We start from the raw sequence: 13255 nt of genomic DNA, 5'->3' as shown, positions 1-13255 counted from the left end.
CGCCGCTGCTCGATCCACCAGAGAAAATCACAAAAAGAAGACAATTTGGTCACCGTCTTCAAACGGCTCCCTCTTATCTCTTTTGATGCAAAGTACAGGTCTCCTGAATATCTGATCCCATCCTTCCCCATAATGAAAATTAATGAGAAAAAAAGAATACAGCTGTCGTTTCCTATAATTTAGATATTTATAAAGAAGGAGCCTGATGCCATGCCGCGCGATTCTGATAAACCCAAGGCAAAGAAACACCGCTTCCGCGGGCTGTTCCGGCTGCTGGCCGTCATGACCGTACTGTTGCTGCTCGCTTCCGGGGCATTGATCGGCTATCTATATCAGAAAGACCTTCCTCCGATCGGAGATGATATCCGCTCCAAGCTGCTCGATTCCCGGGGCAATGTGCTGGCCACCTTCACCAACGATGGGCGTAGCCGGGACCCTGTAAAGCTGGAAGAGATTTCTCCGCTGCTCATACAGGCAACACTGGCCGTGGAGGACCGTAAGTTCTACGACCACTCCGGCTTTGATCTAAAAGGTATGGCCCGGGCTGTACTCGTCAATCTGGAGGCGGGCAAACGCACGCAGGGGGCCAGCACCCTGACCCAGCAGCTTGCGCGCAATCTTTACCTGACCCATGAGAAGACCTGGACCCGTAAGGCGAAGGAAGCTTTATATACGATGCAGCTTGAGATGAAGTTTAGTAAAGACGAAATCCTGAACATGTATTTAAATGAAATCTATTACGGACATGGAGCCTACGGCATTGAAGCGGCTGCACGAATGTATTTCGGCAAAGCTGCGGCGGATTTGGATCTGGCCGAGAGCGCCATGCTTGCCGGGATTCCCAAGGGCCCGACCTACTATTCGCCGTATACGCATATGGAGAATGCCAAGAAGCGGCAGGGCATCATTTTGTCTGCGATGGCCAATGTAGGCGATATTACCGATGCGGAGGCCCAGACGGCAGCCCGGGAAGGCTTGAATTTCAAGCCTCAGGGTCAGAAGGACACCACTGTAGCCGCACCTTATTTTCGCGATTATGTGCGCAGTCTTGTCATCGACACCCTCCATATCAGCAGCGATGAGCTGGACCAGGGCGGGCTGAAAGTCTATACCACCCTTGATTCCGATATGCAGCAGGCGGCAGAGGATGCTGTCGATAAAGGAATGGACGGTAGCAGTGAGCTGGAGACCGCCCTTGTCTCCATCGACCCCCGCACCGGTTATATCAAAGCGATGGTCGGAGGCACAAATTACCGCACCAACCCGTTCAACCATGCCTTGGCCACAACGCGCCAGCCGGGATCTTCCTTTAAGCCAATTATGTATTTGACCGCACTCTCGTCCAAGACGATGACCGGACTGTCTGTCTTTAACAGCCAGCCGACGCTGTTCCATTACGACAATAACCGCAAAACCTATCAGCCCCGCAACTTTGGCGACAAATATCTTGGAGAGATCAATATGCGTCAGGCGATTGCCGCCTCTGACAACATTTATGCCGTGAATACCATTATGAAGGTAGGGGCGGATAAGGTCGCCGAAATGGCCGCTAATATGGGTATCGGCAGCCCGCTGCAAAGCGTGCCCTCACTAGCGCTCGGCACCTCGCCGGTCAGTCCGCTGGAGATGGCCTCAGCCTTCGCGGTGATTGGCGGCGGAGGGGCTAAGCTGCCTGTGACGGCTATCCTCAAGATTACTGACTCCAAAGGCAATCTGCTCTATGAAGCTCCACAGGGCCAGGGGCAAAAGGTTGTCGAGCCGGCAGCGGCCTATGTGCTGACCCGGCTGATGGAAGGTGTATTCGAGAGCGGCGGTACGGGAAATCGTGTTGCCTCCGTTATCAAACGTCCCGTGGCCGGCAAGACCGGCACCACTGACACCGACGGCTGGATGGTCGGCTTCACCCCCGAGCTGTCTACCGCAGTCTGGGTGGGCTATGATAAAGGGCGTGAAATCGCCACGTCTGACGGAAGGCGGGCTGCGCCAATTTTTGCGGAGTTCACGGAAAAAGCGCTCGCAAATGTCCCGCCAAAAACTTTTCCGATTCCCGACGGCGTAGTCAGCGTGTACATTAACCCGCAATCCGGCAAGCTGGCCACAGCCGCCTGCCCCGAGAAGGAGCTGGAAACCTTCATCAGCGGTACAGAACCTACGGAATATTGTGACCAGCATGGTGCAGGCGAAGACACCGCTCCATCCGGCGGATCAAAGGACAGCGCAGTCCCTGCCAAGGATGAACATTCCTTGTGGAGCGACATTAAACGCTGGTGGATGAACTGATCCTTGTTGCAGCCATTGCCCCGTCTGCGCTACGATGGGACCAATGAACGGCAGAAGCACAGGCTTTAAGCCCTGCTTCGCCAGGGAGAGGTGCCATCAATCTATGAATGCGAATAACGCTGCCAGCGGCAGGGAAGCGTTCCCTTCTTCTCCACTTCTGTCCCCGGAGATCTATGCGCATACAGCGCTTAGGGCCGCGCCGCTTCTTCTTGGCCAGCACCTGGTCCGGCGCACGGAAGACGGGGATATACGCTGCCGCATCGTGGAAACGGAAAGCTACGGAGGCGCCGAAGACAAAGGCAGCCATGCTTATGGCGGCCGCCGCACCGCCAGAACCGAAGTAATGTTCAGCTCCGGAGGCACCGCCTATGTATATCTCATATATGGTATGTACCACTGCCTCAATGTGGTAACCGCCGCGCAAGACAATCCGCATGCGGTATTAATCCGCGCGGTGGAGCCGCTCACTCCCGCCGATGCGGAGCGGATGGCATCTTACCGGGGCATAGGCATCAAGAAGCCGTCCGACCTGTCGGGCGGTCCGGGCAAGCTCTGCCGGGCGCTGCGGATCGACAAAAGCCTGAATGAAATCCGCCTGGACGTACCGGGCGGGCCGCTCTGGCTGGAGCAGGGCGCAAGCCCCGAAGCTCTTGATATTGTACAGGCTCCCCGCATCAATATTCCCTATGCTGAAGAATATGCGGAGCTGCCCTGGCGTTTCTATCTCAGGAACAATCCTTACGTTTCGGTAAATGATAAGCAGGCCAGCTCTTTCAGAGTTTAAAGATTTCCCTGCCTGTTTCGGTATCCCGGAATTGGGTAAAAAATAATGAACCCTAATCAGCCTCTGCTAGCGGACCTCCGCAGGCAGAGGTTTTTCATCCCTTTATTCGCCAAATTCCTATAAATGTATGCGCTTCCCCCGTTCTCTTAACTTACAATTACTGTTATAATCATAGATATCCACACAAAAATATAAAGATGCAAATGAGGGACATGAGATGAAAGATACAGGCATGATCCGGAGTTTAGACAGTCTTGGTAGAATTGTGGTTCCCGTAGAAATCCGCATGACACGTAATATTGACATTGGAGATCCTATCGAGTTCTTCATTCTGAATGAAGAGATTATTGTGCTCAGAAAGTACACCTCTACAGAATGCACTTTTTGCAGAAGCCTTGATCATGTAACTTACTTTAAAGATCAGTTTATTTGCAACAGCTGCCTCAAAGAGCTGGGAGATCCCGGGCTTGTTTCCGATGCGGCAGAGCAACCGGTAAGTCCTGTTGAAGACAACACTGCATTACTGCGTGGCGGCCGGAGAACAAAGACAGAGGAAATGAGCCAGCGTCTCGAGAAGGCCATCGCGGACCATCCGTATGCCAACCAGAAGGAGCTTGCCGAGGTTCTTGGCATCAGCCAGGCCAGAGTCAGCCAGCTAAAGCGCAAGATCAATGCAGCAGGCAGATAAATGAACACAAACATCTTGATTCATCCCTCATGAGCATTCAAAAGGCTTGGCCTTTCCCGTTTCGGGAGGGCCAAGCCTTTTAGCTTGAAACAAAGTATGTTGCAGGGGACATCTCCTATTCCGACAGTGCCGCTTTCAGCTCTTCCGGAGAGGCATTCCACCAAGCTTCATTATGAGAAATCAGCAGTGATTTAAGCGCCGCTCTTTCCACTGTACCGAGCCCCTCCAGAATGATCTTCCGCTTCAGAGCAGCATCCAGCTTGTTCACATGATCGGCAAGAATTTTCCAGCCGCGCCGTGCCTCTGTATCAATCCACATCTCGCAAGCGGTAATGCCCCCGTAGAACTGGCCCTCCGCCGTACGGTCTACAGCTACCCAGACAACCCAGACCTGTCTGCCCGCCGGCACATCCTCGCGGTTCATGGAGAACTTAATCCCCTTCTCTACCTTACTCTTGGCATGCATGGCACCGATATCGATAACTGCTTCACCGCCGTCAATAATAACGGGCGATACATTGTTCAAATCAATGGAGCCTGCGCCGAAGCCTTTATGTTTGCTCTTGGCATTCACAATATTTAAGGCAATCTGTTTCTTGCCCTCCGGTTGTACGTTATCCACAAGTGCACATCCTTTCCTTTCACTAATAATTTAATTTTAGCTAATAATGCGGCGAATGCAAACATATACATCCCGTAGATGCTTGTCACGGGAGGAATCACAGTTATGAAGCCACTGTCATTAAGGTACATTATCGTCTTTGCGGCCCTGTCCGCCCTCACTCTGCTGGGAGGGGGAATAGGGGTCCTTTCAGGGTATGGTGCAGAGCACAGCCCTGCCGTTCTAACTGCTGCTGTTCAAAAAGAGGCCAAGTCCCCCGCTGCCCTGCCTAAGCCCAAAGCCGTGCAGCCCGTTCTTCCCGAGAGCACTCCCCTTCCGGTCTCGGAGGCGTTAAGCCAGCGGGTAGTGGAGTATCATATCGACGTGCAGCTGCTGCCGGACACCACCTCTCTAAGAGCCTCAGAGACGGTGACCTGGACTCACCCGGGCCTAAAACCGGTACAAGAACTCTACTTTCATCTTTATCCAAACGCATTTGCTTCTGAGGATACTACGTTTATGAAAGAATCTGGAGGCGAACTCCGGGGTGATGCCATGCCGGCGAACGGATTTGGCAGCATGACCCTGACCGATCTCCGGACTACGGAGGGAGTCTCGCTCATGCAGCGGCTGCAATACGTGCAGCCTGATGATGGCAATGTCAATGACAAGACACTCGTAAAGGTGCATCTCCCGCAGCCGGTTAACGGAGGGGAAAGCGTAACGCTTAAGGTCCAGTTTGAAGTTAAGCTGCCCAAAATATTCGCCCGCATGGGTTCCGCCGGCAATTTCGTGATGGCCGGGCAATGGTTTCCCAAACTGAGCGTCTATGAACCTGCCGGTACCCGGGGTGTACAAGAGGAAGGCTGGAATCTGCACCAATATCACGGAACATCCGAATTTTACAGCGATTTCGGTATCTACAATGTAACCATCTCCGTCCCCCCCAATTATATCGTTGGCGCAAGCGGGTTCCCGGTCAAGAGCGCCAAGCTGAAGCAGGATCAGAAGGTGTACCAATTTTATGCGGATGATGTACATGACTTCGCCTGGGCCGCTTCTCCGGACTTTGTGGTAGCCGAGGAGGCCTTCTCTACAGACCATGTACCGGGCGTGAGAATCAAGCTTTATCTGGACCCGCTGCATAAACATCTGCAGGAGCGTTATTTCCAGGCAGCGAAGGCCGCCCTGACCAACTTCAGCAAATGGTACGGACCTTATCCTTACTCTACATTATCCATCGTCGTACCTCCCAAAGAGGGCAACGGCGCCGGCGGGATGGAATATCCCACACTGGTTACTGCTTTTGGCGCAGCTGAGGCTTCTCCAGGAACCTCTCTGGAGCGCACGGTCATTCATGAGATCGGCCATCAATATTTCTACGGGATGTTAGCCAGCAATGAATTCGAGGAGGCCTGGCTGGACGAAAGCTTCACTTCCTACGCCGAAGACAGGCTGATGGAGCAGGAGTATGGGGTATCATCCAATCATGTCCTGCAGGCCAGCCTGGTGACATCCTCCCAGCCGCTTGACCTGGAAACCTGGAAATACACTCCTGCTGATTCCTATGCCCGAAATGTGTACATCCGCGGCAAGCTGGTGCTGAAGGATATCGAACAGCAGGTCGGAACCAAGACGATGGATACCCTAATGGCGGCCTATACCCGTAAGTTCCGCTTCCGGCATCCTTCTACCGCTGACTTCCAGAAAATCGTGGAGAAGGTGACCAAAAAATCCTGGCAAGCCTACTTCGACCAATATGTATACAGCGGCGGTTCTCCGGATTTTTCGATTGATCATATTAAAATCTCTGACCCTAAAAAAGAGGGCGGCGATGATAATGCCCGTTACGAAAGTTCAGTAGCGGTCAGCAATAAAGGAAATCAGTATGGTGACGTCCCGATAAAGTTCACCTTCCTGGATGGCTATACCGTCCAGCAGTTTTGGAATGGAACAGAGAAGGAAACCACCTTTCAGCTAGCCTACAAAGCGCCTCTTTTGTCCGCAGAGATTGATCCGGAGCACTCCATTCTGCTGGAGAGTAAGCATCTCAACAATTTTAGACTGGCGGAGCTGGAGCGAAAGACGCTCTCCCGCTGGACGCTTAGTGCAACGAAGCTGCTTGAAACCCTGCTCGGAACTCTTGTCTGGTGAGGTGAAGGATTGTGAAAAGATCGATAACCCGCGGCTGGTACAGCATGAAAGAGCAATTTTATATTCTGATTCTGCTTTTTATCTATCGGCTGCTTTGGGGCTATTTCCTGTACAGATTCGTCAGGTCAGCCCTCATCCCGGTGCTGCTCCGTTATCCCGATACACACGCCGGCGGCAGCGGAATAGGCAGATTGCTGTATTATATCGAAGGACAGACTGCATTGGGCACAGACCCCGGGGTGCTGCGCTGGCTCTGGCTGCTGCTGGCCCTCTCAGCGCTACGGCTGCTATGCTCCCCCTTTATCCGTGCAGGGCTGCTGCATGAGCTGCACCAGGAGCGCAAAGGGGAGCGGGGAATGTTCTTTTTTCCCGGAATGAAGCTTTACGGACTCCCCGTACTGCTGTTCAGTCTAGCGGAATGGCTTCTGGCCGCAGCACCGCTGTATTGGCTTCTCCCCAAAATGTACGGGCTTCTCCTCAGCGGTATTCTCGATTATACCCTGCTGCTGAGACTGGTTCCTTATGTTCTGGCCTGGCTCCTGTACTTCTACCTGATCCGCATTCTGCTGCTGTACATGCAGTTTGGCTTCACCGGAGGAACAGGCATGTTCTCTTCCTTGCTGGTTGGCCTGAGGGTAATCCTCCCTTCCACCTGTATATCTGCACTGTTCGGCGCCGGCGGCCTGCTTCTGCTGCTGCTCTCCGGAGTGACCGCACTTTTCTGTCCAGGCCTGCCCGCACTGCTGTTCCGGCAATTTTCACCGCTTCCCTCAACGCTGTTCAAAATGTGGAGCATAGCGGGGCAGTATCACCTTTGGTGCAGCAAAACATTTCCACAATAATTACGCCAGTCCCTTGGCATAATAGAAGAGTCACTGCCCCAGATAAAGGGCGGGACTCTTCTTTTGGTTACAACGTGATTTAGGGTATTTGCAAAACTGTAAATCCTCTGGTACAATGATGCCTGTACCAGTAGTAACAACTTTGTAATCTTTTGAAACTAATTTGAAGTAAATGAATGTGCCTTTAAGCATTTAACCTTGTCGATACGTCACTGTTTCGGTGCATAAAACGCCAAATTCCCGGCACCGGGAAGTGGGGGAACCATATTTTGGGTGAATTGATCTCGCTTTAGAGGGGTCATAGGGGAACCTTCTACCGAATCCTTAAGCTAACCTCGCAGGCCTTGGAAGGAGTACATCTTTTGAAAAGTCATAATTTTAAGAAGAAATGCACCGCAGCAGCATTAGGGCTGGTGATGGTGTTCACGCTTGGAGCAGGGAGCGCTTTCGCCGACTCCAGAATGGATACGGTTATTACAAAAACACTGGGAACGACGTATAAAACCGGAGGCATAAGCACTGCCGGCTTTGATTGTTCTGGATTCACCAAATATGTATTTAAGAATGTTGGCCTTACCTTGCCCCGCACTTCCAAAGCACAATTCAGCGTTGGAACCGCCGTATCACGGAATAACCTCCGTTCCGGCGACCTGGTATTCTTCAATACCCTTGGCAATGGAGTCTCCCATGTCGGCATTTATGTCGGCAACGGAAAATTCGCCCAATCCTCTTCATCCCGTGGTGTAACTATCAGTTCAATGAGTCAATCCTACTGGGCCAACCGCTACGTTGGAGCCAAACGAGTAATGAGCACAACAGCTTACAAAGCTATCGCTTACGATTGACATCCCTCAGGAATTTCATCCTCCAATAAATAATTGTAACTTATAGAGATCCGGAAACTGATTATTGCCGTAATCATTTCCGGGTTTTTCCTTTTTGTCTTCCTTATTCTACCTTTTACACGTATTTGAGGTCTGTGAAACACCTTTTTACTAAAAATCCCAACAAATCTAAGTTAAAGCTTACTCAGCGCGTAAATATAAGACCTTTTTAGCAAAGATAACTCTTAAAAAGCGTAAATATTATGCATTAATATGTTTTAAGTGATTGCCAACTGGCGAAGTCTTTGTTACAATTATCGCAGTGAGTTTTTAGTAACATTTTTGTAATTATTGAATCGGGTTTTACAAAGGTTTTGTCATGTATTGGTTAACAAGCTAATCCTAATCAACAGTCATGCCGAGTTCCCTAACCATTAGGGAAACGGGGGAACCGATTTTGGGTGAATTGACCTCCTATTCACAGAGGGGTCATAGGGGACCTTCAACCGAACCCTTAAGCTAACCTCGTAGGCATTTGGAAGGGGTATTCACTTTTGAAGAAGAAGTTAGCAGCAGCAGTACTTAGCTTTTCCATTATGCTTACCATCGGAGCAGGAAGCGCTTTCGCGGATTCCAAAATGGATAAAGTCATCGACAAGACCATCGGAAGTAAATACGTATCCGGCGGTGTATCGACCAACGGCTTTGATTGCTCCGGATTTACAATGTACGTTTTTGATAAGATCGGTATCAATTTGCCACACCAATCCGGTTCCCAATACCAAATGGGTACTGCCATTTCCCGGGATGATCTGAGAGCGGGAGATCTTGTATTTTATAATACAAGCGGTAAAGGTGTATCCCACGTCGGCATTTATGTCGGTGAAGGCAAATTCGCACATGCTTCATCCTCCCGTGGTGTAACCATCAGCACGATGAGTGACAGCTACTACGTCAACCGCTACGTTGGCGCCAAACGGATCATGAGTACAGATGCTTACCAATCCGTTACTTCTGATTCCCAAGACAATGATGACGTACAATAAGTTGTCGTAAAACGGGTACTCTTCCATGATTTTTGCCGAAATCTGGAGGGGGCCTGTTTTTTTTTGTCTATAAAATTACTTACCCCTCTCAATATCCGCCAAACATAAATCTCCCCCAAATTTCCTCCATTTTATAAAATATTTTTACCACTTTGTCAAGTTTCCGCCTTTCAGAAAATTTCTGAGTCGAATCAGGCCAGTTATGGATATAATTAGGTATAGCTAGTGCTGTTGCTCCCCATGAAAGGAGGCCGGTGGCCTTATGATTAGCTCCCCCGTTACATTCCATGTAGTTCCCATGGAGATCAGCCATGCCGAAAATATCGCCGCATGGAATTACAAAGCGCCTTATAATATTTACGAATGGATGCCTTGGTCCCAAATGGAGGCGCTTGGCATTGAATTTGGCGATCCAGAGCTACGCAGAGACCAGTATGTTTCCGTGGTCAACGAGCAAGGCATCCTTTGCGGCTTTGCGCAGTTGTTTCCGATGGAGGGTGTCGTCAGGCTGGGTATTGGAATGCGCCCCGAACTTTGCGGACACGGTCTTGGCCACATTTTCATGGAAGCCATCGTTCAGGCCGCGCTGAAGCGTTATCCCGAGCGGGAAATTGATTTGGAAGTATTGACCTGGAACCAGCGGGCGATCCGAACATACCAAAAATGCGGCTTCACGATCACGGATACTTATGAACGCCTTACTCCAACCGGAAATAAGCCATTTTATTGCATGGTCTATGATAAACAACATAACGTTCCATTAAATTGAAAATTTTAGTGTTGAAATCGTCCACTTTTTTGACACAAATGCTATGATAACGCTTCACCATCCTATATAATGTAGGAAGCAGCTTACATGGAGGGGACGGATGAAGATGCAGAAATGGATCATGGGCGGTTTGTTTTTCGCAGCCTGTGCCTTTGCGGTAGTGCTCTTGTTCACATTACCCGGCAAAGCAGAGGTCGCCGAAGAAAATAACCCGACGATGCCGCAAGTCACACTGGATGCCGCAAGCGCCGAAGCGATTGTACAGGCAAGCTGCATTACCTGCCACGGTGATCAGCTACAGGGCGGTCTAGGCCCTAGTCTGCAGCAGGAAGGCGGCCAGCATAACGCAGAAGAAATCTACACCATTGTTACGAAGGGACGCGGCCAAATGCCGTCTTTCAAGGATAAGCTTGCTCCCGAAGAGATCGCGAATGTTGCCATGTGGCTTGCAGAGAAGAAATAAACCTGACCTTAAAAATACAGAATGCCCGTACAAAGGATATTCAGAGCATCCTTGCACGGGCATTTTTATATCCATTCCTATGATAGGTCGGTTTCTCCTGCGCCTAACGCGTTTTATCGAAAGCTTCGTTAAATTCATGCGCCTGGCGGAACTCTAGCGCGGCAAGCCCGCTCTCTTCTTTTGCGGACAAGCGCAGAATTACCGTTTTGTAATCAATTGTAATATGCGGATGATGATCGAAGGCTTCCGAGATCGCGGCCACCTCATCCACAAAGGCGATACCCTTCATATATTCATTAAACATATATTTGCGCACCATCATATTCGGCTCCAGCTTCCAGCCCTCCAGCTTACTTACCTGCTCACGCAGCTCTTCCTCCGTAAAATGCAATTTGTTTCCTCCCTTACTAAGTTAGCCATAAAGTCCGTACAGCCCAGCTCCCCATATCCTTTAAACAAAACATCCCTCAGCTTCGGTAAAGTCCAAGGGATGCACCAGGATGAAGGCTTTTTTTCGGTTTAATGTATTCTAAGATCCCGGCAAATAGTACTCGGCATCTACAATTTTACCACGGGCCGCAGACAGGGGGCAAACCGTCCTCCCGTTACTCTGCTGTTCTGCTGCTCTAAACGAGTACAACCGAGGCCAAATCCTCTTCACCCAGCAAAATATTGATACGGTGCGTCTCCTTGTCATAGATAACCACACCACTGCCTACCTGGATAACAGGCTCGTTGCCCAGCGCATAGAACAGATCCTCTGCGAGCGCTTCCCATACCTCCAGCTTGGATTCCTGCGGCAGTTCCTGCCATTCATCCGGCTCCATCTCAAAAAACACATACCCATCAGAAATACGTCCGACTGCTTCTGTCAAATCACTAAGAATCTCGCTGTAATCTCTTCCATGTTTCACACCCACGTGTATCACTCCGTTTTCTTCACAGATGAATAATAACTTACCTTATCATTATAGCCGAAAAAATGACTTCACAAAAAACGGAATGCTGTCGATAAATAAGAATATACGTGATTTGGTTACGTGCAGGGTGTCCCGCCGCTGTTCAAGGATGAAATATGCGGTCTGAACGGATCACTTCTTAATTCTCATGGACGAGGTGCATAAATGGAAATTTCAACATTACTAGGCTTAGTATTTGGTCTCATCGCAGTTGTCTGGGGAATGATGCTCAAGCATGCCCCGCTTACCAGCTTGGAAAATCCGGCAGCTTATGTCATTATCTTTCTTGGTACGACTGCCTCAATCTTTGTGGCCTTTCCCATGTCGGAGGTCAAGAATGTACCCAAGCTGTTCAAGATCCTCTTTATTAAGAAAAAGATGGTCAGCAAAGCTGAACTGATTACAATGTTCATGGAATGGGCTTCCATTACCCGGCGCGAAGGTCTGTTGGCGCTGGAGTCCAAGGTCGATGAGATCGAAGATAACTTCCTCCGTAACGGTATGCGGATGATTATCGACGGCAACGACCAGGAATTTGTCCGCGATGTGTTAATGGAAGATATTCATGCTACAGAAGATCGACATAAAGCGGGAGCCCTGATCTTCTCACAAGCGGGGATGTACGCTCCTACCCTAGGGGTATTGGGTGCCGTTATCGGGCTGATTGCCGCTCTGGCGGATATGAGTGACATGGACGTTCTGGCCCACGCAATTGCCGGAGCCTTTATTGCTACATTGCTCGGTATTTTCACCGGTTATGTAATGTGGCATCCTATGTCCAACAAGCTCAAAAGAATTTCTAAGCGTGAAATTGAAATCCGGCTGATGATGGTAGAGGGTCTGCTGTCTATTCAATCCGGAGTATCGACAATCGCTATCAATCAGAAGCTTTCCGTCTTCCTAACACCTTCTGAACGCGTCAAGCTAATCGAAAAGGGAGGCGGCTCAAATGAGCAAAAAGACTAGACATGAAGAACACGAAGAGCATGCCGATGAATCCTGGCTATTACCCTATTCCGACCTGATGACGCTTCTGGTGGCGCTGTTCCTCGTTATGTATGCCATGAGTGCTACAGACGCCAAGAAATTTGAAGACATGGCTGACGCCTTCAGCTCTGCGCTCAGCGGTGGTGGCGGTGTTCTGGAATATCGTTCCGATGCCCCGACAAATACCCAGCTTGATCAGGGTAAACAAGATAAAATGAACAGTGTTATTGATAAGAATACCGGCGAATCCGACATGGCCAAGCTGCGGGCGAAAGAGCAAGAGGATCTGGAGAAACTAAAAAAGCAGTTTGATCAATATATTGAAAAGAACGGGCTGACCGATTTGCTCAGCACCAAGCTGAATCAATCGCAATTGATGATTACCATCAGCGACAACGCTCTGTTTGCTTCAGGACAGGCTGACGTAAAGGATGATTCCCGCCAGCTTGCCAAATCAATCTCGAACATGCTGCAGCAATTTCCTGATTATGACGTCCTTGTACAAGGGCATACGGATAATATTCCAATTTCCAATAGCAGCTACTCATCTAACTGGGACCTCAGCGTAGACCGTGCACTGCATTTCATGAAAATTCTGCTGCTGAATCCGAATCTGAATCCCGTTAAATTCAGTCCTATCGGATACGGGGAATACCATCCAATCGCCCCAAATGACACAACTGCCGGACGGGCCAAGAACCGCCGCGTAGAAGTTTCTATCCTGCGCAAATATCAAGAAGTTACTGAACCAAAGGGCGTTACCCTCCCTAACCAATAATAGGCACTCAGATAAAAGAGCTGTTCCAAAGATCCCGCGGGAGATCTTCTGGAACAGCTCTTTGCTTTCTTCGGCAGCAC

The 13255-nt window shown here is 49.9% G+C and carries 14 protein-coding genes and 2 riboswitches; of the genes, 11 read left to right on the top strand and 3 right to left on the bottom strand.

Annotated features, from left to right (window positions below):
• Window positions 1-210 precede the first annotated feature (210 nt).
• From ACAN56_RS34335 to ACAN56_RS34325, 3 genes are all read left to right on the top strand, one after another.
• On the top strand, window positions 211-2280 hold the full coding sequence (locus ACAN56_RS34335) for a transglycosylase domain-containing protein (protein ID WP_038584531.1): 2070 nt from the start codon (window positions 211-213) through the stop codon (window positions 2278-2280).
• Window positions 2281-2383: 103 nt separating this feature from the next.
• Window positions 2384-3064 carry a DNA-3-methyladenine glycosylase gene (locus ACAN56_RS34330; RefSeq protein WP_341119306.1) on the top strand — a complete coding sequence of 227 codons (681 nt, stop codon included), beginning with the start codon at window positions 2384-2386 and terminating at the stop codon, window positions 3062-3064.
• 217 nt (window positions 3065-3281) lie between these two features.
• Window positions 3282-3752 (top strand): AbrB/MazE/SpoVT family DNA-binding domain-containing protein, encoded by a 471-nt coding sequence (locus ACAN56_RS34325; RefSeq protein ID WP_038584528.1) that lies wholly within the window; start codon window positions 3282-3284, stop codon window positions 3750-3752.
• A 115-nt stretch (window positions 3753-3867) separates the two neighbouring features.
• On the opposite strand, the gene ACAN56_RS34320 is transcribed toward ACAN56_RS34325, so the two are convergent.
• Window positions 3868-4374, bottom strand: coding sequence for a YwhD family protein (locus ACAN56_RS34320; RefSeq protein WP_038584525.1), 507 nt, complete (start codon window positions 4372-4374; stop codon window positions 3868-3870).
• Between the two features lie 105 nt (window positions 4375-4479).
• On the opposite strand from ACAN56_RS34320, the gene ACAN56_RS34315 reads away from it, so the two are divergent.
• The 6 genes from ACAN56_RS34315 (at window position 4480) to ACAN56_RS34290 (ending at window position 10451) form a co-directional block, all read left to right on the top strand.
• Window positions 4480-6507, top strand: coding sequence for a M1 family metallopeptidase (locus ACAN56_RS34315; protein WP_379148457.1), 2028 nt, complete (start codon window positions 4480-4482; stop codon window positions 6505-6507).
• Window positions 6508-6518: 11 nt separating this feature from the next.
• Window positions 6519-7349 carry a hypothetical protein gene (locus ACAN56_RS34310; protein WP_038584522.1) on the top strand — a complete coding sequence of 277 codons (831 nt, stop codon included), beginning with the start codon at window positions 6519-6521 and terminating at the stop codon, window positions 7347-7349.
• A gap of 220 nt (window positions 7350-7569) precedes the next feature.
• Window positions 7570-7708, top strand: a riboswitch (cyclic di-AMP (ydaO/yuaA leader).
• A 57-nt stretch (window positions 7709-7765) separates the two neighbouring features.
• Window positions 7766-8194, top strand: a complete 429-nt coding sequence (locus ACAN56_RS34305; RefSeq protein ID WP_052092407.1) for a C40 family peptidase — start codon at window positions 7766-7768, stop codon at window positions 8192-8194.
• Between the two features lie 385 nt (window positions 8195-8579).
• Window positions 8580-8722: riboswitch (cyclic di-AMP (ydaO/yuaA leader) on the top strand.
• A 5-nt stretch (window positions 8723-8727) separates the two neighbouring features.
• Entirely contained in the window at window positions 8728-9219 is a 492-nt protein-coding gene (locus tag ACAN56_RS34300; protein ID WP_038584516.1) for a C40 family peptidase, read from the top strand.
• Window positions 9220-9481: 262 nt separating this feature from the next.
• Window positions 9482-9988 carry a GNAT family N-acetyltransferase gene (locus tag ACAN56_RS34295; RefSeq protein ID WP_379148452.1) on the top strand — a complete coding sequence of 169 codons (507 nt, stop codon included), beginning with the start codon at window positions 9482-9484 and terminating at the stop codon, window positions 9986-9988.
• 106 nt (window positions 9989-10094) lie between these two features.
• A complete protein-coding gene (locus ACAN56_RS34290; RefSeq protein WP_038598290.1) occupies window positions 10095-10451 on the top strand; it encodes a c-type cytochrome in 357 nt (118 codons plus the stop codon).
• A 103-nt stretch (window positions 10452-10554) separates the two neighbouring features.
• Here the strand turns inward: ACAN56_RS34290 and ACAN56_RS34285 are convergent, their stop codons facing one another.
• Both ACAN56_RS34285 and ACAN56_RS34280 read right to left on the bottom strand, forming a co-directional pair.
• On the bottom strand, window positions 10555-10842 hold the full coding sequence (locus ACAN56_RS34285; protein ID WP_038584508.1) for a 4a-hydroxytetrahydrobiopterin dehydratase: 288 nt from the start codon (window positions 10840-10842) through the stop codon (window positions 10555-10557).
• 235 nt (window positions 10843-11077) lie between these two features.
• Window positions 11078-11371, bottom strand: coding sequence for a hypothetical protein (locus tag ACAN56_RS34280; protein ID WP_038584505.1), 294 nt, complete (start codon window positions 11369-11371; stop codon window positions 11078-11080).
• Window positions 11372-11575: 204 nt separating this feature from the next.
• Between ACAN56_RS34280 and motA the strand changes: the two genes are divergently transcribed.
• Window positions 11576-12376 (top strand): flagellar motor stator protein MotA, encoded by an 801-nt coding sequence (gene motA / locus ACAN56_RS34275; protein WP_341119303.1) that lies wholly within the window; start codon window positions 11576-11578, stop codon window positions 12374-12376.
• Complete coding sequence (gene motB / locus ACAN56_RS34270) at window positions 12360-13175, top strand: flagellar motor protein MotB (protein ID WP_341119302.1); 816 nt, start codon at window positions 12360-12362, stop codon at window positions 13173-13175. Before motA ends, motB begins: the two co-directional genes overlap by 17 nt.
• Window positions 13176-13255 lie beyond the last annotated feature (80 nt).

The organism is Paenibacillus paludis, from assembly GCF_042610515.1.
GTDB lineage: Bacteria > Bacillota > Bacilli > Paenibacillales > Paenibacillaceae > Paenibacillus_AQ.
The sequence above is the reverse complement of the archived record's forward strand: the minus strand, read 5'-3'. Positions and strand labels throughout refer to the sequence as shown.